The organism is Ruegeria sp. D3 (assembly GCF_056534465.1).
In genome coordinates this window covers 1-18,977 of sequence record NZ_JBQFPK010000005.1, presented here as the reverse complement: position 1 = coordinate 18,977, position 18,977 = coordinate 1, and the positions used below count along the sequence as shown (strand labels likewise).

At 55.5% G+C, this 18,977-nt stretch carries 32 protein-coding genes and 1 tRNA gene; 14 read left to right on the top strand and 19 right to left on the bottom strand.

All coding sequences use genetic code 11. The annotated features are described in order from the left end of the window. The first annotated feature begins 35 nt into the window (after positions 1-35). Positions 36-1,112 (top strand): FliM/FliN family flagellar motor C-terminal domain-containing protein, encoded by a 1,077-nt coding sequence (locus ACR0DX_RS08880; RefSeq protein WP_170355030.1) that lies wholly within the window; start codon positions 36-38, stop codon positions 1,110-1,112. 6 nt (positions 1,113-1,118) lie between these two features. Here ACR0DX_RS08880 and ACR0DX_RS08875 read toward each other — a convergent pair whose 3' ends face one another. From ACR0DX_RS08875 to ACR0DX_RS08860, 4 genes are read right to left on the bottom strand one after another with little or no spacing between them, the layout of a single operon-like run. After that, positions 1,119-1,550 carry a TIGR01244 family sulfur transferase gene (locus ACR0DX_RS08875; protein WP_170355031.1) on the bottom strand — a complete coding sequence of 144 codons (432 nt, stop codon included), beginning with the start codon at positions 1,548-1,550 and terminating at the stop codon, positions 1,119-1,121. A gap of 9 nt (positions 1,551-1,559) precedes the next feature. Then, positions 1,560-1,991 carry a DUF6691 family protein gene (locus tag ACR0DX_RS08870; RefSeq protein ID WP_170355032.1) on the bottom strand — a complete coding sequence of 144 codons (432 nt, stop codon included), beginning with the start codon at positions 1,989-1,991 and terminating at the stop codon, positions 1,560-1,562. Beyond that, a complete protein-coding gene (locus tag ACR0DX_RS08865) occupies positions 1,991-2,413 on the bottom strand; it encodes a YeeE/YedE thiosulfate transporter family protein (RefSeq protein ID WP_170355033.1) in 423 nt (140 codons plus the stop codon). Before ACR0DX_RS08865 ends, ACR0DX_RS08870 begins: the two co-directional genes overlap by 1 nt. A gap of 19 nt (positions 2,414-2,432) precedes the next feature. Beyond that, on the bottom strand, positions 2,433-3,296 hold the full coding sequence (locus tag ACR0DX_RS08860) for an MBL fold metallo-hydrolase (RefSeq protein ID WP_170355034.1): 864 nt from the start codon (positions 3,294-3,296) through the stop codon (positions 2,433-2,435). A gap of 246 nt (positions 3,297-3,542) precedes the next feature. Here ACR0DX_RS08860 and ACR0DX_RS08855 point away from each other — a divergent pair, with 246 nt between their 5' ends. Next, complete coding sequence (locus ACR0DX_RS08855) at positions 3,543-3,758, top strand: hypothetical protein (RefSeq protein ID WP_170355035.1); 216 nt, start codon at positions 3,543-3,545, stop codon at positions 3,756-3,758. Positions 3,759-3,767: 9 nt separating this feature from the next. On the opposite strand, the gene ACR0DX_RS08850 is transcribed toward ACR0DX_RS08855, so the two are convergent. Then, complete coding sequence (locus ACR0DX_RS08850; protein WP_480845859.1) at positions 3,768-3,986, bottom strand: hypothetical protein; 219 nt, start codon at positions 3,984-3,986, stop codon at positions 3,768-3,770. Positions 3,987-4,148: 162 nt separating this feature from the next. Here ACR0DX_RS08850 and ACR0DX_RS08845 point away from each other — a divergent pair, with 162 nt between their 5' ends. Further along, on the top strand, positions 4,149-4,418 hold the full coding sequence (locus ACR0DX_RS08845) for a DUF2312 domain-containing protein (RefSeq protein ID WP_170355037.1): 270 nt from the start codon (positions 4,149-4,151) through the stop codon (positions 4,416-4,418). Positions 4,419-4,544: 126 nt separating this feature from the next. Here the strand turns inward: ACR0DX_RS08845 and ACR0DX_RS08840 are convergent, their stop codons facing one another. Then, positions 4,545-5,279, bottom strand: coding sequence for a hypothetical protein (locus ACR0DX_RS08840; RefSeq protein WP_480845856.1), 735 nt, complete (start codon positions 5,277-5,279; stop codon positions 4,545-4,547). A 324-nt stretch (positions 5,280-5,603) separates the two neighbouring features. Between ACR0DX_RS08840 and ACR0DX_RS08835 the strand changes: the two genes are divergently transcribed. The 11 genes from ACR0DX_RS08835 to ACR0DX_RS08785 all read left to right on the top strand — a co-directional run bounded on the left by ACR0DX_RS08835 (position 5,604) and on the right by ACR0DX_RS08785 (position 11,850). Beyond that, a tRNA-Thr gene (locus tag ACR0DX_RS08835) sits at positions 5,604-5,679 on the top strand. Positions 5,680-5,862: 183 nt separating this feature from the next. Then, positions 5,863-6,036, top strand: coding sequence for a hypothetical protein (locus tag ACR0DX_RS08830; protein ID WP_480845854.1), 174 nt, complete (start codon positions 5,863-5,865; stop codon positions 6,034-6,036). Continuing rightward, a complete protein-coding gene (locus ACR0DX_RS08825; RefSeq protein WP_480845852.1) occupies positions 6,033-6,458 on the top strand; it encodes a hypothetical protein in 426 nt (141 codons plus the stop codon). The genes ACR0DX_RS08830 and ACR0DX_RS08825 overlap by 4 nt, the downstream gene beginning before the upstream one ends. Further along, complete coding sequence (locus ACR0DX_RS08820; protein WP_480845850.1) at positions 6,455-6,751, top strand: hypothetical protein; 297 nt, start codon at positions 6,455-6,457, stop codon at positions 6,749-6,751. Before ACR0DX_RS08825 ends, ACR0DX_RS08820 begins: the two co-directional genes overlap by 4 nt. Continuing rightward, positions 6,744-7,049 (top strand): hypothetical protein, encoded by a 306-nt coding sequence (locus tag ACR0DX_RS08815; RefSeq protein ID WP_480845849.1) that lies wholly within the window; start codon positions 6,744-6,746, stop codon positions 7,047-7,049. The genes ACR0DX_RS08820 and ACR0DX_RS08815 overlap by 8 nt, the downstream gene beginning before the upstream one ends. A 248-nt stretch (positions 7,050-7,297) precedes the next feature. After that, a complete protein-coding gene (locus ACR0DX_RS08810) occupies positions 7,298-7,669 on the top strand; it encodes a hypothetical protein (RefSeq protein ID WP_480845847.1) in 372 nt (123 codons plus the stop codon). Next, on the top strand, positions 7,669-7,797 hold the full coding sequence (locus ACR0DX_RS08805) for a hypothetical protein (protein ID WP_480845845.1): 129 nt from the start codon (positions 7,669-7,671) through the stop codon (positions 7,795-7,797). Before ACR0DX_RS08810 ends, ACR0DX_RS08805 begins: the two co-directional genes overlap by 1 nt. Beyond that, on the top strand, positions 7,794-8,516 hold the full coding sequence (locus tag ACR0DX_RS08800) for a DUF1090 domain-containing protein (protein ID WP_480845843.1): 723 nt from the start codon (positions 7,794-7,796) through the stop codon (positions 8,514-8,516). Before ACR0DX_RS08805 ends, ACR0DX_RS08800 begins: the two co-directional genes overlap by 4 nt. A gap of 712 nt (positions 8,517-9,228) precedes the next feature. After that, entirely contained in the window at positions 9,229-10,458 is a 1,230-nt protein-coding gene (locus ACR0DX_RS08795; protein ID WP_480845841.1) for a restriction endonuclease subunit S, read from the top strand. Between the two features lie 141 nt (positions 10,459-10,599). Then, complete coding sequence (locus tag ACR0DX_RS08790; RefSeq protein WP_480845839.1) at positions 10,600-11,217, top strand: HNH endonuclease; 618 nt, start codon at positions 10,600-10,602, stop codon at positions 11,215-11,217. Positions 11,218-11,652: 435 nt separating this feature from the next. Further along, entirely contained in the window at positions 11,653-11,850 is a 198-nt protein-coding gene (locus ACR0DX_RS08785) for a hypothetical protein (protein ID WP_480845837.1), read from the top strand. On the opposite strand, the gene ACR0DX_RS08780 is transcribed toward ACR0DX_RS08785, so the two are convergent. From ACR0DX_RS08780 to ACR0DX_RS08720, 13 genes are all read right to left on the bottom strand, one after another. Beyond that, entirely contained in the window at positions 11,851-12,108 is a 258-nt protein-coding gene (locus tag ACR0DX_RS08780) for a hypothetical protein (protein ID WP_480845835.1), read from the bottom strand. Between the two features lie 15 nt (positions 12,109-12,123). Beyond that, complete coding sequence (locus ACR0DX_RS08775; RefSeq protein WP_480845832.1) at positions 12,124-12,480, bottom strand: hypothetical protein; 357 nt, start codon at positions 12,478-12,480, stop codon at positions 12,124-12,126. 10 nt (positions 12,481-12,490) lie between these two features. After that, the gene (locus ACR0DX_RS08770) at positions 12,491-12,739 is read right to left on the bottom strand and encodes a hypothetical protein (RefSeq protein WP_480845830.1); all 249 of its coding nucleotides are present in this window, start codon (positions 12,737-12,739) and stop codon (positions 12,491-12,493) included. Between the two features lie 243 nt (positions 12,740-12,982). Continuing rightward, the gene (locus ACR0DX_RS08765) at positions 12,983-13,783 is read right to left on the bottom strand and encodes a cupin domain-containing protein (protein ID WP_480845828.1); all 801 of its coding nucleotides are present in this window, start codon (positions 13,781-13,783) and stop codon (positions 12,983-12,985) included. 59 nt (positions 13,784-13,842) lie between these two features. Further along, positions 13,843-14,718, bottom strand: a complete 876-nt coding sequence (locus ACR0DX_RS08760; protein WP_480845826.1) for a hypothetical protein — start codon at positions 14,716-14,718, stop codon at positions 13,843-13,845. A 152-nt stretch (positions 14,719-14,870) separates the two neighbouring features. Further along, positions 14,871-15,296: a hypothetical protein gene (locus ACR0DX_RS08755; RefSeq protein WP_480845824.1), complete on the bottom strand. Its 426-nt coding sequence runs from the start codon at positions 15,294-15,296 to the stop codon at positions 14,871-14,873. Between the two features lie 142 nt (positions 15,297-15,438). Further along, positions 15,439-15,666: a hypothetical protein gene (locus ACR0DX_RS08750; RefSeq protein WP_480845822.1), complete on the bottom strand. Its 228-nt coding sequence runs from the start codon at positions 15,664-15,666 to the stop codon at positions 15,439-15,441. Positions 15,667-15,717: 51 nt separating this feature from the next. Next, on the bottom strand, positions 15,718-15,960 hold the full coding sequence (locus ACR0DX_RS08745) for a hypothetical protein (protein ID WP_480845820.1): 243 nt from the start codon (positions 15,958-15,960) through the stop codon (positions 15,718-15,720). 104 nt (positions 15,961-16,064) lie between these two features. Continuing rightward, the gene (locus tag ACR0DX_RS08740; RefSeq protein ID WP_480845818.1) at positions 16,065-16,325 is read right to left on the bottom strand and encodes a hypothetical protein; all 261 of its coding nucleotides are present in this window, start codon (positions 16,323-16,325) and stop codon (positions 16,065-16,067) included. Then, complete coding sequence (locus ACR0DX_RS08735; RefSeq protein WP_480845816.1) at positions 16,325-16,558, bottom strand: hypothetical protein; 234 nt, start codon at positions 16,556-16,558, stop codon at positions 16,325-16,327. Before ACR0DX_RS08735 ends, ACR0DX_RS08740 begins: the two co-directional genes overlap by 1 nt. A gap of 393 nt (positions 16,559-16,951) precedes the next feature. Continuing rightward, positions 16,952-17,947, bottom strand: coding sequence for a COG3904 family protein (locus ACR0DX_RS08730; protein WP_480845814.1), 996 nt, complete (start codon positions 17,945-17,947; stop codon positions 16,952-16,954). Positions 17,948-18,011: 64 nt separating this feature from the next. Continuing rightward, positions 18,012-18,203, bottom strand: a complete 192-nt coding sequence (locus ACR0DX_RS08725; RefSeq protein ID WP_480845811.1) for a hypothetical protein — start codon at positions 18,201-18,203, stop codon at positions 18,012-18,014. Positions 18,204-18,391: 188 nt separating this feature from the next. Continuing rightward, positions 18,392-18,799 (bottom strand): hypothetical protein, encoded by a 408-nt coding sequence (locus tag ACR0DX_RS08720; protein ID WP_480845809.1) that lies wholly within the window; start codon positions 18,797-18,799, stop codon positions 18,392-18,394. Positions 18,800-18,977 lie beyond the last annotated feature (178 nt).

Sequence of the window (18,977 nt, the reverse complement as noted above, 5' to 3'; positions counted from 1 at the left end):
GATGTCAGGCACAGGAACGAAGGGCGGTTTTGGGAATGACGCAACCGGTCGGCACGGCGTTGGCGCGCAAGCTCTCGGCAAGTCAGGAGGAGCGGGGTGACAAACCGCGCTCTGTTCTGCGGGCTCTGCGATTGGCATTCGCACGAGCGGCAGGGGATGTGATGAAGCTGCCCCTGACGGTGATCGGCGCAAAACAATCATGTCGACGGGCGGATACATTGGCTGAAGTTGCCAAGGATGACTGGCTTTTCGTGCTGCTGGGAAATGGGGATGGTGTTTCAGCGGCCGTGTGCCTTGATCCTGGCGCAGTGTCTGCAATCGTTCAGGTGCAGACATTTGGGCAGGTCATGTCGGACCCGCCTACCGCGCGCGTGTGCACGGATACGGATGCGGCTATGGTCGCACCTCTGATCGAAGAGGTACTGACCCGCGCGTCCCGTATCGTCGAATCCTCGAGCGATCAGGCCGGTTTGACGGGGTATGAATACAAGGCGCGTTTGCCGGACAAGCGCACGCTGACACTGGCTATGGTCGAAGATATTTATGACGTATACGAACTGACGGTCGAGCTTGGCGGAGGTGTGCGACAGGGACAGATTTCCCTGTTTCTGCCGGATCGTCAAAAAGATGGTGACCTTGATGACCCAGACGAACAGGTCGCAGGCCCCAATCTCGAGCAGTCGTCGGGCGTATTGCGAGCGGAGCTGAACACGGTGATCTGCCGTATGTCGTTGCCCTTTGCGTCATTGTCTGGGTTATCGGAAGGTGATGTTCTTCCGCTGGTCGGGGCGCGTGTAGACAAGGCCGAAGTCTTGACGATTGACCGATCACGGGCTGCTGTGGGTCGCTTGGGCCAATGTGGCGGAATGCGTGCAGTGCGATTAAACGAACACGAAACTATACCCAGCCCGCTAAACGCGGCTGAGCATGAGTTTCTTGAAGCCCGGTCGCCAACGGCGCAGTCCAAACCCGAGCATGATCTTGAAACAGATATTGTTCCGATCACCCCAAAGGCACTGGAAACGATTGAGGGTGAGTTGACCCTGGGCGACTCAGATCAGATTGCAGCCGAGATTTCAAAGCTTGCGGGGCTGGATGGCAAACCTGACTAATGCTGCCTAGTCGCTCACGCTGCGAAGTTGATCCAGCGCCGGTCTGAGGTTCTCAAGCGCGTAACCGGCCTTGGTGGTTGCATCCAGAATGTCATCCGTGCTCATCCGGTCACATTGCCCAAGGGCCCAGACAACCGAACAGCGCGTGCCCGAGGCGCAATAGGCCAGAACCGGGCCGCTGCAACGTTCGGCAAGTTCGCGCTGATGGGCGACGTTTTCCGGCGTCATCGTCTGGTGAGTCAGTTCCAGCACTTCGTATTCCATTCCAGCCGCGCGAACCGCCTGTCCAATCGCGTCAGATTGCAGGTCCATCGGAACTTCGCTGTTGGGTCGGTTGCAGATAACCCGAACAAAACCTAAATCAGCAATGGTCTGAACGTCCTCGACCGAAATTTGCGGCGAGACAGCGTAGCGGGGGGTAATTGGTCGAATCTCCATGACAATTGATTAGGCCGGGTTTGCGGCTCTGTCCAGTTGCGCCCCGACGACGGGTGCGGCGAACATCCCGGCAATCATGGCGATCAGGAACACCACTCCACCGATGCCACCATAGGTGACAGAGGCAATCGCTGGGCCGGGGCATAAGCCGGACAGACCCCATCCCATACCGAACATCACGGAACCTACGACCAGTCGACGATCCAGCTCGGGCGGGGACGCTTGCGGATACTTGCCCCCTGTCAATGGTTGACCGCGCGCGGCGATTTTCCAGGCGACCAACATCGGCAGGATCGCCCCGCCCATTACGAAGGCAAGCGTCGGGTCCCAGTTGCCGAACACATCCAGCCAGCCCTGCACCTTCGTCGTATCGGTCATGCCCGAAATCAGCAAACCCGCTCCGAACAGCGACCCAGATAGCAAAGAGATAAGAACCCGCATCAAACCCATCCCAACATGTGTCGCAGCAGGTACAGAGTTACAGCACCTGAACCGATATAGATAAGCGTTGCCACGATACCGCGAAGCGAGAACCGCGATATACCGCAAACTCCGTGCCCCGAGGTGCAGCCATTCGCGATCCGGGTTCCGACACCAACCAGGACTCCTGCGATTATAACGACAGGCAGATTGCCGGTCAGATGAGTTTGCGGGGCAGGGGACATGAACAGCCACAGCACCAGGGGCATTCCGATCAGCCCCGCGACAAAAGCCAGCCGCTCGGCGGTGCGATCCGTGCTGTCGACCAGCCCCCCGAGAATTCCGCTGGCCCCCATTATGCGACCGTTCCCAAGCAGGTAAACTGCGGCGCCCAAGCCGATCAGTAGGCCCCCCGCCAATCCCCAAATCCACGCCATTTGCATTGTTCGCCCCCTTTCGACGCTAAAGCTTGTTGATGGGAAGCTTCAGAAAAACATCACCTTTTTCGTCCGCAGGCGGCATCTGACCTGCACGCATGTTGACCTGCAGAGACGGCAGGATCAGGCGTGGCATACCAAGGGTCGCATCACGCGCGTCGCGCATCTCGACGAATTCCTCGACTGGTCGTCCCTGACCAATATGCACATTCAGAGCTTTTTGCTCGCCCACTGTTGTCTCCCACGCGTATTCGTCCCGACCGGGTGCTTTGTAATCATGACCAACGAACACTCGGGTTTCATCCGGCAGAGACAATATTTTTTGGATCGATGCATACAGCATCTCAGAAGACCCCCCAGGGAAGTCACACCGCGCAGTGCCGAAATCCGGCATGAACAGCGTGTCGCCGACAAAGGCCGCGTCTCCAATCACATAGGTCAGGCAGGCTGGTGTATGGCCGGGTGTGTGCAACACATCTCCGCGCATCTGGCCAACGTGAAAGCTGTCACCTTCGCGGAACAAGGCATCAAATTGGCTGCCATCGCGCTGAAACTCGGTCCCTTCGTTGAAGATCTTGCCGAAGGTTTCCTGAATGGTCACGATTTGGTCGCCGATACCGATTTTGCCACCAAGTTCCTGCTGTAAATATGGAGCGGCCGAAAGGTGATCGGCGTGCACGTGGCTTTCCAAGATCCATTCTACCTTGAGGTCGTGCTTTCGGACGAAGTCTATGATCATGTCGGCCGAGTTGGTGTTTGTCCGCCCCGAAGCATGGTCGAAATCCAGAACGCTGTCGACGATCGCACAAGCTTGACCTTCGGGTTCCTGAACCAGGTAGGACACTGTGAATGTATCTGTATCAAAAAACGCTTTCACCTTAGGTGTCATTTTGCTCTCCGTACGGGCCTCAGTATTCATATATTAATTACGGAATATAAGGCAATCAACAGTTCGTGACTTGATGTCTGTCAAGGCAGCTTAGGCTGGATTGGCATAGAATTTAAACAATCCGCAAAACCACGCGATGACCGGGCACTTGGCAGGCGAGTTTTCGCCCGTATGCGGACTAAGATCGGTAAGTCTTAAAACGGTTACCTATATGAGGTTAATCAGACAGCATTTGGGAGGATGAACATGTCTACAAGCAATTTGTATTCCGAAGCTGAGCAGCTTGAAGCGAAGTTGCAGGGTGCCTGTCTTGAGACGCGGCTGGCTCTTCAACCCAGCGTGACCAAAATCATCGAGCGTATGCGTCAGCAAGGTGTCCACATCCCATCGCGATTGCGGCGTTTGGATGCGGCGTTGTGCGAAGACGCAATGGAAGCGCGATTTGATAATCTGCCAGTCTAAGGCACATTCTCAACTGAACGAAATTCCAAGTATCACAAGCATCAGCCCGAGAACCGACAGGAAAAGCGAACCCAGGTTCCAAGGCAGAACGTCCTGAACAACGGCGCGCAACTCATCATCCGACAAACCGGACTTGCGCGCCTTCATCACCCGCAAAATGCACCAGACCAATCCCAGAAGGCCTGCGAGCGAGAGGGCAGCACCGCCCCAAGTGATGATTTGAAACATGGTTCCCCACAAACGGTTCACTGATTTCCTCAGCGCTTATCGGATCGTACTGCGTCACACAAGCCTGACCATGGATTGTGCGCTTGCGGTAGGTGCAGAGGCAAGGTATCCCGCGAAAGCCGCTGTTACAGCATCAAACCGCAATCGCTGAGAGAGACGAAAATGGAAGATATGACCGAAGATCAGGCCACCGCCAACTATCGTGTGACAGCGGGTGAATTGCGCCAGTTCATTGAACGCTTCGAGCGATTGGACGCTGAGAAAAAAGACATTGCTGAGCAGCAAAAAGAGGTCATGGCCGAGGCCAAGGCGCGCGGTTACGACACCAAGGTCATGCGTAAGGTTATCGCTCTGCGCAAGCGTGACCAGGATGATATTGCCGAGGAAGAAGCTGTACTTGAAATGTACAAAGAAGCGCTGGGCATGAACTGAGTAAGTCCGGGAAACTTACAGCCTAATTTAGCGGGCGACAGGTCCCTATTTGACCGAAATTTTAGGGGCAGTGAGGTGGCATTTCGATCATTGAGGTGTAAAGAATGCGTTTATCGATTTTCTTGTCTAAGGTCGAAGAAAGCGGACGCCGGTTGTGGTCTCCAACCGGTCGATATCCTGTTCGTAAAGCTCTGAAAACGCGTCCACAATATCCGAATTCCAGCCAGAAAGGTCGAGTTCTTCCTCGATTTTGTCCGGCTCCGCATTCTCTGTCAGAATCAGTGCAAGGGCGTCCGTGATCTCACCGCGAGTCAGGTTTGAATCTGGCTGCGTTAAATCTGCTGCCTTCTGCTTTCCTTCGTCCGTCAGCAAAGACAGAAGCAGATCGAATTCCTTGTTGATCGGAGTATCGTCCGGCAGATCCGCAATCGCGCGGATAATGTCGCCCCAAATGAACGGCGTGTCTTCGTTGCACCACAGCGTGATTTTCACGTTGGGGGCAAGGTCGCGAATATCGTCAATCATACCGATCCAGCTGAGACAGCTCAGGTCAGTGTTGTCGATAACCGCCGCGCGTTCCGCTTCTGGCAATGACATTAACAACTTGGGGATAAAGCTCCCAAGGTTTTTTAGGGCCAAAAAGATCTCGACCTGATGGCCATGAAACGCGTGTTCGAGCAGGGCCATTCTTTCGCCCGCGCGTGGGTAAAGCTGCCCGTCCAAAAGAGTTGCTCCGCGATCACCAGCGAACTCGTTGCTCAGGAAGATCGCGCGTTGAGCGTTTTCGTCCGAGGGCAGCACATTTCGCAACCGATCCTCGCCTTTTGGGGTCAAAGAGCCCGAGTGCAACGCCTGAAACACCGGATTAAAAACTTGCCGAAATCTTCTGGGGCCAAAAAATCGGGTTCCTGTTTGGGACAGAGTTGTATTGTTGGTCTGTAAAGACGTAAGTAGCCGGCCTTCGTCGGTAAAAGCAGCACCGGCGTGGATGGCAACCTGCATCGTTGGTATACTTCCTTACGTTTTTGGCCTTGTCTGCCGGATTACAGTCTGAGCGTGGTACAGTCAAACCCGGGCATTACAAAGCGCTCGCCCGATTGGACACGAAGAAATCGGACTTTCCTTAAGCAAGGATGAAATTTGAGGCTTGCAGTCCCTCGCCAGAGCCATTAATCGACACGCAATGCCCCTATAGCTCAGCTGGTAGAGCAACTGATTTGTAATCAGTAGGTCCGCGGTTCGAGTCCGTGTGGGGGCACCACTATCCTTCTATATTCCCTCTTAAAACAAGGGTATTCGCCAAACAAGGCGAAATCTGTGTACCACTTTGTGGACCAGTTAACTCTGTGTACCGCTGGGCGGCCCGTTTATCCTGTAATCGCCGGGTCAGTCGCCGCATGTCGTGGTTCTCTCGCTCGGTGGACAGCAGAGGAAACGTTGCCGGATGGCTTCCACTCAGCAGGAATTATCCCTTCGCGAAGAATTGTTGGATATCCGTCGCTACTCGCTGACGGCCATCAGCACTCTTGAGCGGGCACAGGGTGCGACCCCCGTGGTCGGTTCGTTACGGGCGCAGATGCAGCGTCTCCGTCAGATCGCGGAGGAGCTTCAAGAATGAACCAGCCAAAACTGAACACCAGCATTGACCGGCCACTGGATGGATTGCCGGAGGCGATGCAGAACGAGATCGCGGAGATCGAAAAACGGGTGAGACGAGACTGCCGCGAGCGCATGCTGTACTCCTACGGCGAGGTTCGGTCTTGGTTGATTTTTGGAAAGGGTCCAACGGGCCAGTTGGCCATGGTACTGGGTGGTGCCAAGGAAGCCGACTGGATGGCGTATCTTTTGGAGCGCCAAGAGGCGGGAGCCCCGGTACCAGAAAGTGTCGGTCGGGTGAGTTTGGCAGCCTATGAGATGCCACGTCGCTGGGCTGGCCTCCTGTCCTTCATCGAGCGTGACATCCTCCCTCCCGGCGCGGAGCTGGAGAGTTGGCCGGGGTTCGTGCCTCTGGCTCAGAAGCTGCAGGAGATCGCCGAATGAGTGCGATGACGCAGGCGATAAAGCGGGCAATGGTGGATGGCCAAGACCTCGGCCTGAAGGGTGCGCCATTGCGCCGTTACATCGAGAAGGACACGAATGTCTCCGGCGATCTAATCGACAACATCTTGGCGGAGATTTACGCGGACATGATCTGCCGGATCACGCCAAACTTGGAGGTGACGTTCAATGCCGCCGCAGCGGAGGCCCTCCGCGCTTCTGGCCTGACCAATGGCCGCTCGCTCTCTGTCGAGATGCAGGACGGCCAGCTGGTGATCGGAGATCGGGATGGCTGAGCAGAAGGGCCGCGTAGTAGAAATCGACCAGCTTGCTGTCGACTTGATCAGCGACCGGATGTTCAACCGCCTGCACGACTATGTCAGCCGTCATCCCAGTGCCGATCCCCTGCCGATGCTCAGCAAGATGCTGACGGCTCTGGGGCACAGGTTTGGCTCAGACCCTTTGCGGGTCATTCGGATCGCCGTTCTGGCGCGGCTACAAGCCTCTGATGCGTGCCTGATTGTCGATAGCGTGGAGCTATCCACTGCCGCCGCTCTTAGGGAGAAAGTCGCTGAGGTGGAGGAAATCCGGTGATGACGTCGAATGATCTTACTGGACAAGTTTTTGGAAGACTGAAGGTCATCAGTAGAGCTTCAAAGAGCGCTTGCTGGAAGACGGCTTGGCACTGTGATTGCGACTGTGGCGGGAGAACTGTCGTTTTGACCACCAACTTGCGCACAGGACACACGCAAAGTTGTGGGTGCCTTTTCCGGCAGAGGAGGGGAGCAAATAGTGTCGTTCATGGTGATACAAAGTCAGCGCTGTATGTGGCATGGGCGAACATGAAGCAGCGCTGCGCGAACCCAAATTATTCTGAGTATCCAAATTACGGCGGTCGCGGTATTTCGTTCTTCGAATACTGGAGCGATTACGCCATCTTCAAGAGATGGGCCGAAGACCTTGGATACGAAGTAGGCCTGACCATTGAGCGGATCGATGTGAATGGGAATTACGAGCCTTCAAACGTCAGGTTTGTCCCACGAGAGAAGCAAGCCCAAAACACCCGCCGAACAGTTTGGGTTGAATGGGAGGGTGAGCGGCTTTGTGTGTCTGAGGCTGCCCGCAGGGCGGGCCTAAAACCTGCAACGGTGATAATGCGGATGCGCAGAGGGTGGTCTGCCGAGCGCGCTTTGAACACAGCGGCGGCGGTGTGATGAAGCCGACGCCGAATGACCTGATCACGCTCAAGCGCATGCAGGACACGCGAAAGATGGTGATCGAAATCAACGAATGGATGGCGGCTGCTCTGGCGGCCCACGAGAACAAGGGGAAGAAGAAATGAGCGATGAAGACCGTATTGCCCAGTTAGAGGCCCAGCTCGGCGCGATTCGCGCGAAGGAGCAGGCCGGTCAGGAAGACACCGACAAGCGCGCCTTGACCTATGCCGTCAAGAGTGCGGCGGCCAAGGTGGACGCAGCGGAGAAGGCGCTCGAAGAGGCCTTTGATGAGGGCGACAGCGCGGATATCGCCAAGGCGCAGCGCGCCCTGACTGAAGCCATTGCCACTCGCGAGAAGGTGAACGCCGAGGCCCAGAACATTGCGGCCAATCGCGGCTGGACGCGGGGCAATAATTCCGGTGGCGAGGACTTGGACACGACCAACCTCGAAAACTGGAAGAGCAGCCACAGCGATTGGTACGGCGTCGACAAGGAGATGACCAAGTCCGCCCACGAGATCGACGCCCAAATCAGGGGTGCCGGTGTACTGGAGCCGGGGTCGCGGGAATATTTCGAGGCCATCGACCGTCAGATGGCGCAGAAATACCCGGATCGTTTCCGTGGCACGCCGCCGACCGGCGGTAGCGGTGGCGGCGGCGCTCACTATCCGCGCGGCGGGCAGCAGCGGATCGAGAAAGACCTTGCGGACAGCTATCGCAGGATGGGGATCAACATCGACGATCCAGAGGTGGCCCGCAGAATGATCAAGAACCGCGAGACTGCGGTTCAGAAGGGCTTGCTTCCAGCTGAAAAACCTCGCAGCCTGCGGGTAAAGAGCAGATGAAAATGGATTTCGCTGCGTTGAGCGGATTTCCGAACCCAAAATGGCCTTCTAGCGGCTGCAGTGCCCCCACCTTAAACAACTGCCGGCCAAAATTGATCCCAACTATTGATCGACATCAATCGGATTGGCTGACATGCGCAAATTATTGATCCGCCAGCGATCACATTCCGTACTTCTTCGGTGGATTGGTTAGTCCCATCGCCAGTCCTTGCCCGCGTTGTCTCCTATCCCATGTTCGGACAGCGCGGGCTATTTTCGTGGGTTGCATGATGATCAAACGGACAGAGCCGAACGTACAGGTCTGATATGACTAGGTATTTTTGCGCGGTTTGTTTTTTGCTTTTTTGGCGCTCCTAGCTTTTCGGTTGGGACCAACAGAAGTCCAGCCAGATTGAAATACATAACTTAGCTGCAAGGGGGATGGTTTTTGAGAAACCTTTCTTCGATTTTTTTCTTTTCCAGAAGCACATTGTAACTGTCATAAACCGTCTACGACGCCCAATAAGTCGCTATACGGGTGACTGGTAAGCGCCTCAAACTGCGTGTTAGGAGTTGGATGCATGGGACTTGATGACGGAATAGATAGCTACAAAGGTCGCGAAGCCGAGTGGGCGGCTCTTTGCGCATTCGATTGCTTTGAAAGTAGCGAAGAAGACATCCGAGATGGCAGAGCTAGAGACCCGCATGGCGGCCTACTTGAAGGAGTTGGGCTATGATGCCTGAGGGGTGGAATGAAGTACATCTTTCGGAACGCGATATTGCGGTAATCGACGGTGACAGAGGGAAGAACTACCCTTCAGCGGGTGAACTGATGGAACACGGCCATTGCCTTTTTCTATCGGCTAAGAATGTAACCAAGAATGGCTTTGCATTCGACGAAACCCAATTTGTCTCTCAGGCGAAACACCAAGCCTTGAGAAAGGGGCATGTTTCGAGGGGCGATATTGTAGTCACCACTCGTGGAACGGTGGGAAATGTCGCTCTGTATGACTGCAAGGTGCCATACGATGTTGTTCGCATCAATTCTGGTATGGTCGTTGTTCGCAACACAGATCCGGGTGTTTCAACTGATTATTTAGACATTTTGTTCCGTTCTCATGTTGTGCAAAATCAAGTGCAGCGATTGACGTTTGGTAGCGCGCAGCCCCAACTGACTGTTGGCATTATCAACAAGTTCAAGCTTCCGTTCCCCCCCCTAGCCGAACAAAAGAAGATCGCGGAAATCCTCTCCGCGTGGGATCGGGCGATTGGGGTGGCCGAGGCCCAGCTAGCTGCAGCTCACACCCAAAAACGCGCCCTCATGCAGCAACTCCTAACAGGCAAGCGTCGCTTCCCTGAGTTCGAAGGGGAAGAGTGGAAAGAGGTTAGGTTGGGGGATGTTCTCAGAGAAGTTAAACGCCCCGTGGCTTGGTCTGATAGCGATCTGTATAGGCTTGTAAGTGTTCGTCGTCGATCCGGTGGTATATTCCACCGTGAGGACTTATTCGGTCGCGATATCAAGACCAAAAACCTTAAGAACGTTTTGTCAGGCGACTTCCTCATTTCCAAGATGCAGGTAGTGCACGGCGCAATGGGGTTGGTTCGTGATGAATTTGACGGGATGCAGATCTCTGGCTCTTACATCGCTATCAATTCCAAAGATAATAGCCGATTGAACATTGAGTTCTTTGATTGGCTCAGCCGCATGCCTGAAGTGTACCATCGTGCTTACCTTTGCAGCTATGGTGTCCACATCGAGAAGATGACTTTCAACTTCAATTTGTTCCTGAAGGAACGCGTGAAGCTGCCAGCATCGGTAAAAGAACAAGAGCAAATTGTGGAGGTATTGGATTGCGCTGAACGCGAAGTGACTGAGTTGGATCAGCACATCACCAAACTCCGCACCGAGAAGAAGGCCCTGATGCAGCAACTGCTCACCGGCAAACGGCGGGTGGTGGTGTGACAAACAGCCCGCAGCATCGTTCATTGCCCAAGCAAAGGTAGCGGTATGACCAAAGTGAGAGACCTGAGCACATTTGTATCCGGCCCTGTCGTTGTGAAAACCGTATTGAACACTGGTGGCGGATCGCGGAGTAGATACCGAGTGGTTCCGATCCCCGAGGAAGGGTTTCCGCCAAACGTGCGCGTTCAATGCTCGAACAAGATGCGCGAAAGCCACCCGGTTGGGACAATGTTCAGGCTGCATCTTAGCGTTCGTGATACGGGTAAGTCTCCAACTCTCTATGCACATCACGACGATCCATATGAGATCGTTGAACCAGAAGAGATCGCACTGGCCGCGAAGCTAAAAAAATACAGCCATGCAACAAGAGATGAAGCAAAACTAGAAAAACGAGTTGGCTGGCTCTTGGCCAATCCCGTATTGTTAAAAAAGCCTCCTAAAGGAATTGAGGCCCCTCAAAAAAGGAAAAGCACCGCTGCAATTCGGCAGCGCTCTCCGCTAGTCGCGGCGTGGGTGCGAAATCAGGCGGACGGGAAATGTGAAGCCTGTGGAAAAAAGGCCCCGTTCAAAGACGCTCACGGTTTTCCCTTCTTGGAAGTGCATCACGTGTTGCCTTTGTCCTGCTCGGGACCAGACACTGTCGACAACGCGGTTGCAATTTGCCCCAACTGCCATCGGGCTTTTCACCATGCAAGAAATTCAAATAGTCGCACAGAAAAACTCTATTCAACGGTCAGTCGCTTAAGGCGTTACGATTAGTGCCACACCGGCCCGAGGAGCCAATGGTGGAAGCGAAAAACAGTGACCGCACAAATCACCATCGGACAAGATGAAATCGCCATGACTAACCAAACCCCCGACACCCGCGAAGAAGCTGCCGCCAATTCGACGCAGCTAAGTCAAGCGTTACACGTTTAGCGAGGCAGTCCTTTCCTTGGGTAAGTTCCCTCCAGTCCTTTGTTATCATTGGGGTTAGCGAACAGGTTCTGTTTAAGCGGTGCTGAGACTTGGTGATGATCGGAGCGAGGCTCCTACTCATTGCAGCGATTAACGATGTCAAACTCTCCCAGCCCAAAGGCAGGGACAGCCAACATGGAGTTGTTGTCGATAGACGTCAAGTGACTCCAGTTGCGCCGGAAGGTGTCGTGTGTCACTAAGGGCGAAACCTGCCCAAGAGCACAGGATCAGATCGCCATGTCAGGCAAAGTCAGAAAAACCCTTCGACTGGACCCAGAGCTGGTCGACCGGCTGGAGGCTTGGATCAAGGCCCAGCGCGTTGAGCCAGCCGAGAATGCCGTGGTCGAAGTTGCGATCAAAGAGTTTCTGGATCGCGAGCAAACCGACTACGACGCGATGGCGAAGAAGGCCGCGCCCAAGTCCAAGCGGAAGTAGTCAATAGACGCGGCAGTCGATGGTGCCATCATTGTAGATGCGCGTGACCTGACAATCGTCGTCGCCCAGCAAAAGCCAGAGGCCGACGTAGATGTGCAGGTTGCGAGGCGGGTTCACCCGGTAGGTGCCGGGTGCATTGCCCCCGCGCGTGGCGCGAGTGCCGCGCGTACCGCGCGTGCCCCGGCGCTTCCGAACTTCCTGCACAATGGCGGGAGGCTCGATGACGGGCAGGTCAAGGATGGGCGGAAGTTCTACCATGCGTTCTCCTTTCTGTTAGTTGCAGCTGACCATGCCGCCTCCCAAGTCGATGCAGGTGGTCGAGTTTCCATAGCTGTCGCTCATGGTCGAAATGCCGCCGCCAAGGTCCAAGATCGAGCCGCCGTTTCCGGTGCTGTCACTCCACGTGCCGACGCCGCCGCCATGGTCAAAGACCGTTGCGCTGTTTCCGTTGCTGTCACTCCACGTGCTGATGCCGCCGCCGAGGTCCATTCCGGTCGCGCTGTTTCCGTAGCTGTCCGTGCAGCTGACCATGCCGCCGCCCAAGTCGATGCAGTTCGTCTGCGCTTCGGCGGTAGCTCCGATGAGGGTGACCGATACAGCGAGCGCGGGGATCAAAGTCTTCAGGGTCATTGTGCTCTCCTCAGTTGCGGAGCTTGCTGCCCAGCCAGCCGCCAAAGCGGCCCAGCTGGTCGATGATGAAGCCCAGCACCGCGCCCCAGATGAGGCCGCCCAAGATCGTGCCAGTCAGCTGGCCGATGGTGCGGGCGTCGAGGCCCGCGTGGAAGGCGTCGAGCGCCCCGGTGCTGATGTTGTTTGCAAACGCAGCCACGGTCACGATGACGATGCACCAGCGCTGAGCCGTGCTCAGACGATGATAGATGTTAATCATTTCATTCTCCTTACGAATTTCGGGTTGGGGGCTTTGCCCGTGACCTAAAGTCATTAGGCAAAACCGACTTGTGATTTCCTGCCAGATATTTGCGATTTTTCGCAGCTCGCTGTCTGGCCGTTCACGTGAGGTGGATAATGGTCGGGCGCGGGGGTCCGTTGTTTCATTTCCACTCCGGGGCACGTATGCCCCGGCTGTTTTCAAAGGTCGTCGAAGTCGAGGCGTCACCATTGCTTTCCGGGGTCATTTCGGGCGGCCAGCTTCAGCTGCGTGGAAGATCGTCTGCTTCTGCTCCTCGGTGATGGTTTCGCCATAGAGCAGCGGCAGGGTCGGGGCGTCCTCAGCATCCAGCAGGTACGCGGCGAGGCGGCAGTACTTCCGATCCCACTTCTCCTGCTCAGCCAATTGTGGCAGCAGGCAGGTGTGGATCACGGCCATGAGTTCTTCCTGACGCAGGTTGAAGGTCCACTCGCCAGCCAGCATCGATCCATCCCTCATCGGGATGGTCAGGCGGTCGCCGTCGAGCGCGCCCGAGTACCGACCGATCTGCAACCAGTCCAGCGGCAGGGCCTCGGCTAACTCTTCCAGCGAGCTGATCCCAGTCCGCTGGAGCACGCGCGCAAGCGCGTGGCGGCGGATGGCGAAGAAGTGATGCTCGACCGTTTCCTTGTTCGCCCTGTCGAGCATGACCAGCCTGAGCGCCAAGCACTCGTCGCCGTGATTGTCTTCGGCAATGGTCCAGCGGATGTAAGACACGCGCGTCTTGCTGGCGCGGAAGGCAACTTCCAGATCGCCGACGATCCGCTTCACGTGGCGCAGGAAGCGCTGCCAGTCATTGGTCTTCGGCGGCTTCTCCTTTGCCTGCCTCTCGTCCAGCCTCTTCACAGATGCGATGATCTGATCGGCTGCGATTTTGGCGGCGGATACATCCAGTGCTCCCCGGCGAGCCGGGTTATTTTCCGCTTCGATTTTTGCGGCGCTGACGTCCATGGGTTCATCCTGACAGGTCAGGCGATGGCCGTCGGTTTCGGTATCAAAAGTCATGGTTCCTTCTCCAAAGGGTTAGCGCCCCAGTCTCATGCGTGAGACCGGGGCATTGAGTTTCAGTGGTCGTCGAATGCCTCGGCGTGGGTCGGCAGGACGTCCTGCACCCGCTGCCACTCGGCGATCTCGGCGGCTGACAACCAGCTGACCGTTTCGCGGGGGTCTTCGCTCTGGCCGTTGGCCAGCTGCCATCCGCTCACTGCGTTCAGCAGGCGGTAGCGCAGCGCCCAGAGGTCGGTGCGGCCCCAGTGGTTCAGGAACAGGTCGTGCGCGACGTGCCCGAACTGCCACCCCATCGGGCGGCTGTCCGGTACGGTGATCCGCGCCCGCAGCTCGGGGTCGATGTGGTCGGCGAGCCAGCGGCAGCCGACCCAGTTCTTGATGCCCTGCACGACTTCGAACTTGCCCCGCCCGCGCGGCACGCAGAGCAGGCTGTTTCCGGTCCAGTCGAGCATGCCCGTCCGGTGGTACTGCTCCGCCCTGACTTCGCAGGCCCGCTGGTATTCCGGCGGGATGCGACCCGACCAGAAGCGGCTGGGTTCGACGCGGTCCATCGTGACGGCGTACCCCTTCTGCTTGACCGGCTCGCCGGTCTTTCCGTCGACCAGCTTGAAGAAGTGCTCCAGCTCGACGATCTGGCTGTCGCTCTGCGTCCCGGCGATTTCGCGCAGGACGGCGTTCAGCGACCGCTCCGGGTCGGGGCGGACCTTGGCGATCTGGATGTAGCGGTAGGCCGTGGCCGCCGAGAACGGCAGGTGCTTCGCAATCCACGCCTTGCTCCAGTCTTCGCCCAAGACGTCGCGCAGGCGGATCAGCGCCTCGCCTGCGGCGATGGCCTTTTCCACCATGGTCTGGTGCGCGGCCTTTGCTTCGATGTGAGCTGCGGTTGCTGCCTTGATCTCGGCTGCGACGGCGCGCTCGGTGTTGGTGTCCATTCGAGAATGCTCCTCTCGTTACAGTGAAACTGGGGTCTGCCCAGTCGTGCTCAGACGGCACGTCGAGCCAGCTCGAATGCTGGCCGGAGGTATCGTCCGAAAACTAAAAGGGGGTGCCTCACCCCGCCGGAGGGCGGGATGGGGCTGTTGGTTTACATCGACATGAGGCTCGACCACTGGGCAGCCATGCTGGAGTTGATCCGCCTCGTGGAGAGGCGGTGGTATTCGTCGAATGACTGGCTCTGCCATTCGTTCAGCATGTCCCAGTTCTTCCGGGTCTCGTCGGTCGGGAGGTAGCCGAAGACGCGCAGCTCGCGCGCGTCGTAGCTCCGGTAGAACGCCTCCAGCTTTTCGCGGGCCGCGTCCTCCTCGATCCCCTCGCTCTTGATGAGGGCCTCGACCGTCTTGTCGACCTCGGAGATGGCTGCCTCCAGCTTGCGCTGGACCGTCGCCTTGGTCTTGCCGAACCACGTGTCGGCGTGGTTCCCGGTGTTGGTGTCGAGGCTGGCCACCCAGATCGACCCGTCCTTGTTGAGCTTCTGCTCGGACAGGCCCGCCGGTGGGTCGTATATTGACAAGGCAGGCACCACCTGCAATCACATGGTGTCACGTGACGCCAAGAAAGTCAGACCTCTCCTATAGTGCGGAAGTCTTTAAGTCCTTGTTTGAGTTCTGAAAATACGGTGTGGTGCCCCTGATTTTTCCAAATTTCTGGAAAGCTCAGAGCTGGGAGGTCAGTCCCAGCTGCTCCCAAGCCTCCGGGTTCGCTGCCTCCAGCCGCATCAGGTAGCCCTGCTGCGCTGCGGTCACGACCTCGTCGGCCTGTGCCTCGGTCAGGCCGAAGCGTTCGATGAGTGCCGACGTGATTTCGTGGCGGCGGTCATCCCACAGGATTGCATCCTGCGCGTATTCGAAAGGTGTCTGGTTGGTCATGGTCTCCTTCTCCATAGGTTCTGGTCCAACCGGACAATCCGGTCTTCCAAGGTTGAGGTTTGAGGCTCACTCACCGAAGTGGATGATGAATGGACCAAGGTCCCAGCTCCAGCTGTCAGGCAGCGAGGGCAGGGTGACTTCGCTCGGTTCGATGCTGATGTTGAAGACGTCGAAGATCAGGTATCCGAAGAACCAGATCAGCGCGGCGGCACCTGCAAAGATCACGAAGATATCAAAGCAGGCGCGACACCAGCCCAAGAAACCGGGCGGGTAGTTCGGGTTGTCGAAAGGGTGTTGGTTGTCGTTCATTGGGTCCTTCTCCAAGGGGGTGCAGTTATTCCAGAAACGTTGCTCCGCAAACGACGAGACCCCGCGCAATGGCGGGGCCTTCGTCTGGGTTGATTGGTGCTGGGTTAGTCCAGCAAGTCGGCAAACAGGTCTTCCAGCTGAGCCAGCAACTCCTCCTCGCGGCGCTCGGTGAAACTGCTGCGGTTGATCATGAAGCTGCGCTCCTCGTCCTGCGCCATCTCGTGCTCGATCAGGGCGCGGAGACCGCCGAGCGTTGACTGTTGCCCATCAGGGCTGAAGCGGGCCCGGAAGTGGGTGTTCCACAGGACCTCGATCCAGCCTTCGCGGTCGAGGCCAATGCCGACGATGCGGTCGTCAAAGGGCATTATTCGTATCCTTTCCTTTTCCCGAACCGAGACGAGCGGAAGCCGCCGTCACGGTAATAGAGTTCAATGCGGACATGCCGACCGGCGAGGCGGTCTGCCTCTGCAATGGCGTCACGCTGATGGTGAAACCAATCGCTCTCTTCGCCGATCTGATTGTCGTCCCTGTCGTACTGTGTCACGCCCCAGCTCTGCCATTCGTGACTGTAGGTGACGCGGATCAGGATGAGTGTCATCTTCCGCTCCAAGCCCATCTAAGCAGTCGTTCAATAAAGGCCACGACAGACCCGATGAGAAATCCACCTACTGTCCCGATGACCGTCGTCATAGCATAAAGGGTGGCGACGGTTTCTGTTTTGCTAAACTCTTGCTTGATGAGTTGGGGTAAAGTCTTTGGCCCAGTGAGGGCGGCCTCAATTAGAATGCCGAAGGGGAATAGTAGGCCGGTAATAAGCCCAATCACTGCGAAGGCTACCATTAGCCTAAGTGATCGGTTCATGCCTTCACCGTGCTCAGCTGACCGCCGCGCACATAGGCCCTGACGGTGCAGATCAATTCGCCCTCAGTTATTTTGACTGATGGCTTTGATGGAAAGAGGGAATTTAAATCGTTCGGGATAGGGCTAGGCATCATTTTCGAGAGATCACCTTTCCGTCCTCTTTGAATATAACGAAAGAACCTTCAGTCTTCTTCACGCCTATAACTACGGAAGATGTACCAATTGAGGTCTTTCCGCGAACGGGGCTGTGAGCGTACCAGTCAACTTCGCCAACTATCGTGCATTTTCCGTTGTTCGAGCAGTACGACGAACGGATACTTGGTTTGAATTCGTAGTCTCGAACTGGCCATCGCTGAGCAAACGCACGCTTTTCTGCCATGACTTTTTCGTGTGACCATTGGGTGTTGTAAAAATCAACGCTGTTTGCGTAAGTCCTTGCGATGCGTGAGAGCGCCAGGTTGTTTTCTTGAGACCAAATTTTGTTGTGCTGCCCAACAAAACTAATTGCTTGATCGAGCAAATTGGATTGGTTCGCGTATGGCTTCGTTTGCGATCTGGCGTAGTTTCGACTGCTGTTCTCCAAGCCGAAGCGGCTGATTTCGTTTTGCGTGAATACATGCATCTCCTCTGAAGGGGTTTGGAACATTAAAACTAACACCTCGTTAGGAACATTTAGTCCGCCGAGGACATCCATCATATCGGCAATCGCCAATTGACCAGATGAGAAGTCATTGCTTGAGTTGCTCATTTGATGGACACCCAATCGCCCATCGATTTGTCTTTGCTGCCCTGCGATGAATACGAAAAAGCAAGCGGACATGCAGTCACCAGTTACCCGCGTCTTCAAACCGATCTCTTGAACTTCTAGCGCCAACAATAGCCCTTCGTGAACATGCCCCCCCGGGCTATCCAAGAGGATTTCAGATGGCGTTCCATATTTGGACACTGCGCGTTTAAAGTTGAACGCAGTGCGGCTATCTATAGGGCCAAACAACCCGAAAACTTCCGGGTTTGAAGGATCAACAACAAAGGGACGGAAGGACGTGTCCAGTTGTGAAGCAACCGCGATTTGGGAGGCAAGTATCAATGAAAGGGACACGAGAGCGGATTTAATCATGGTTTTCATTTTGGACCCTATAGGTAGTAGAGTTATCGGTCGTCAAATGGGGAACGAACTTGGTTTCTTCTGTTCAGAAGTTGTAAGTAAGTGGGCAAAGCGACACAGAACTCACGTTGAGTGTGTAAGTGTCACCGAGAACGTCGTAGAAGCACACTTTATTGAAGCCGCTTACTCGTTCTCCAGTTAAAAAGCCTGTGGCTGCAGTGGCAGGGAAGGCGGCCAGTGTCAGTACGGTTGCGAAGATCGCTGGTATTTTCTTCATGTTTTTCTCCTTTTATGGCTCTGAACTTTATCTATCGTTGCCAAGTTGATATGGCATGACAGTCACGGCCATAAATTTGCGAATTTCAGCCACTATTAGTCAGTTAGACTTCTTCTGCTTGATTGATTTGGGGTATATCGAAATTACTTTTCCCGAACTGTTTTTACAGATATCCGCGCCGTAGCTTGCTACCAAAAATTCTTGCAGGCAAGTTTGGCAACGGACATAACTGCAGCGTCGACCTGCTTATAATTCAAAACGCTACCTGTTGCCTTGATGTAGTTTGCGCGGGCATCCGTGTAGTCGTCAAACCAACCCCAATGCTCCCAAACTTTCTGTGTGATGTTACTAACTTTCCATCCCGCGTCAGTAGAGACGTTTATTTCGTACTCTGCGATATGTGCCAATGCATCCATTTCACTCTTACTAGGATGATTGCGAAAGTCGCAAATTACCTTGCCTGAGCTGTCATGTCCTTGGTGAATTCCTACATCAGCTGATACAGGCATCGTTGAAATTCCCAACGACAAAAGCCCTGAGAATGCAGCAGCAGAGACTTTTGTGGATCGAGAAAATGTTGGCTTCTGTTTGATCATCTTTTGGGTCCGTTCTTGTGTTTTCATTCATCAAAACACAAAGTTGCAGCAGCGCTTTTTGTTTCACGCCAATTTTTTTGAATTTCGTGTCTGACGTCAGCGCCAATGGGACAGTTTAGGTCGATTTGATAAGAGAGGGTTTCTGGCTCATCGTAACCGCCAAGGAGTGGAGATGAGA

Coding starts and splice junctions, on each gene's coding strand:
- ACR0DX_RS08740 (WP_480845818.1), bottom strand. CDS start 16,325: ATGCCCTTTGACGACCGCATCGTCGGCATTGGCCTCGACCGCGAAGGC.
- ACR0DX_RS08760 (WP_480845826.1), bottom strand. CDS start 14,718: ATGGACACCAACACCGAGCGCGCCGTCGCAGCCGAGATCAAGGCAGCA.
- ACR0DX_RS08775 (WP_480845832.1), bottom strand. CDS start 12,480: ATGACCCTGAAGACTTTGATCCCCGCGCTCGCTGTATCGGTCACCCTC.
- ACR0DX_RS08805 (WP_480845845.1), top strand. CDS start 7,669: ATGAAGCCGACGCCGAATGACCTGATCACGCTCAAGCGCATGCAGGAC.
- ACR0DX_RS08855 (WP_170355035.1), top strand. CDS start 3,543: ATGTCTACAAGCAATTTGTATTCCGAAGCTGAGCAGCTTGAAGCGAAG.
- ACR0DX_RS08735 (WP_480845816.1), bottom strand. CDS start 16,558: ATGACACTCATCCTGATCCGCGTCACCTACAGTCACGAATGGCAGAGC.
- ACR0DX_RS08770 (WP_480845830.1), bottom strand. CDS start 12,739: ATGATTAACATCTATCATCGTCTGAGCACGGCTCAGCGCTGGTGCATC.
- ACR0DX_RS08780 (WP_480845835.1), bottom strand. CDS start 12,108: ATGGTAGAACTTCCGCCCATCCTTGACCTGCCCGTCATCGAGCCTCCC.
- ACR0DX_RS08875 (WP_170355031.1), bottom strand. CDS start 1,550: ATGGAGATTCGACCAATTACCCCCCGCTACGCTGTCTCGCCGCAAATT.
- ACR0DX_RS08860 (WP_170355034.1), bottom strand. CDS start 3,296: ATGACACCTAAGGTGAAAGCGTTTTTTGATACAGATACATTCACAGTG.
- ACR0DX_RS08830 (WP_480845854.1), top strand. CDS start 5,863: ATGGCTTCCACTCAGCAGGAATTATCCCTTCGCGAAGAATTGTTGGAT.
- ACR0DX_RS08870 (WP_170355032.1), bottom strand. CDS start 1,991: ATGCGGGTTCTTATCTCTTTGCTATCTGGGTCGCTGTTCGGAGCGGGT.
- ACR0DX_RS08745 (WP_480845820.1), bottom strand. CDS start 15,960: ATGAACGACAACCAACACCCTTTCGACAACCCGAACTACCCGCCCGGT.
- ACR0DX_RS08815 (WP_480845849.1), top strand. CDS start 6,744: ATGGCTGAGCAGAAGGGCCGCGTAGTAGAAATCGACCAGCTTGCTGTC.
- ACR0DX_RS08810 (WP_480845847.1), top strand. CDS start 7,298: ATGAAGCAGCGCTGCGCGAACCCAAATTATTCTGAGTATCCAAATTAC.
- ACR0DX_RS08825 (WP_480845852.1), top strand. CDS start 6,033: ATGAACCAGCCAAAACTGAACACCAGCATTGACCGGCCACTGGATGGA.
- ACR0DX_RS08720 (WP_480845809.1), bottom strand. CDS start 18,799: ATGATCAAACAGAAGCCAACATTTTCTCGATCCACAAAAGTCTCTGCT.
- ACR0DX_RS08800 (WP_480845843.1), top strand. CDS start 7,794: ATGAGCGATGAAGACCGTATTGCCCAGTTAGAGGCCCAGCTCGGCGCG.
- ACR0DX_RS08820 (WP_480845850.1), top strand. CDS start 6,455: ATGAGTGCGATGACGCAGGCGATAAAGCGGGCAATGGTGGATGGCCAA.
- ACR0DX_RS08880 (WP_170355030.1), top strand. CDS start 36: ATGACGCAACCGGTCGGCACGGCGTTGGCGCGCAAGCTCTCGGCAAGT.
- ACR0DX_RS08795 (WP_480845841.1), top strand. CDS start 9,229: ATGATGCCTGAGGGGTGGAATGAAGTACATCTTTCGGAACGCGATATT.
- ACR0DX_RS08865 (WP_170355033.1), bottom strand. CDS start 2,413: ATGCAAATGGCGTGGATTTGGGGATTGGCGGGGGGCCTACTGATCGGC.
- ACR0DX_RS08765 (WP_480845828.1), bottom strand. CDS start 13,783: ATGACTTTTGATACCGAAACCGACGGCCATCGCCTGACCTGTCAGGAT.
- ACR0DX_RS08785 (WP_480845837.1), top strand. CDS start 11,653: ATGTCAGGCAAAGTCAGAAAAACCCTTCGACTGGACCCAGAGCTGGTC.
- ACR0DX_RS08850 (WP_480845859.1), bottom strand. CDS start 3,986: ATGTTTCAAATCATCACTTGGGGCGGTGCTGCCCTCTCGCTCGCAGGC.
- ACR0DX_RS08750 (WP_480845822.1), bottom strand. CDS start 15,666: ATGGAGAAGGAGACCATGACCAACCAGACACCTTTCGAATACGCGCAG.
- ACR0DX_RS08725 (WP_480845811.1), bottom strand. CDS start 18,203: ATGAAGAAAATACCAGCGATCTTCGCAACCGTACTGACACTGGCCGCC.
- ACR0DX_RS08845 (WP_170355037.1), top strand. CDS start 4,149: ATGGAAGATATGACCGAAGATCAGGCCACCGCCAACTATCGTGTGACA.
- ACR0DX_RS08730 (WP_480845814.1), bottom strand. CDS start 17,947: ATGAAAACCATGATTAAATCCGCTCTCGTGTCCCTTTCATTGATACTT.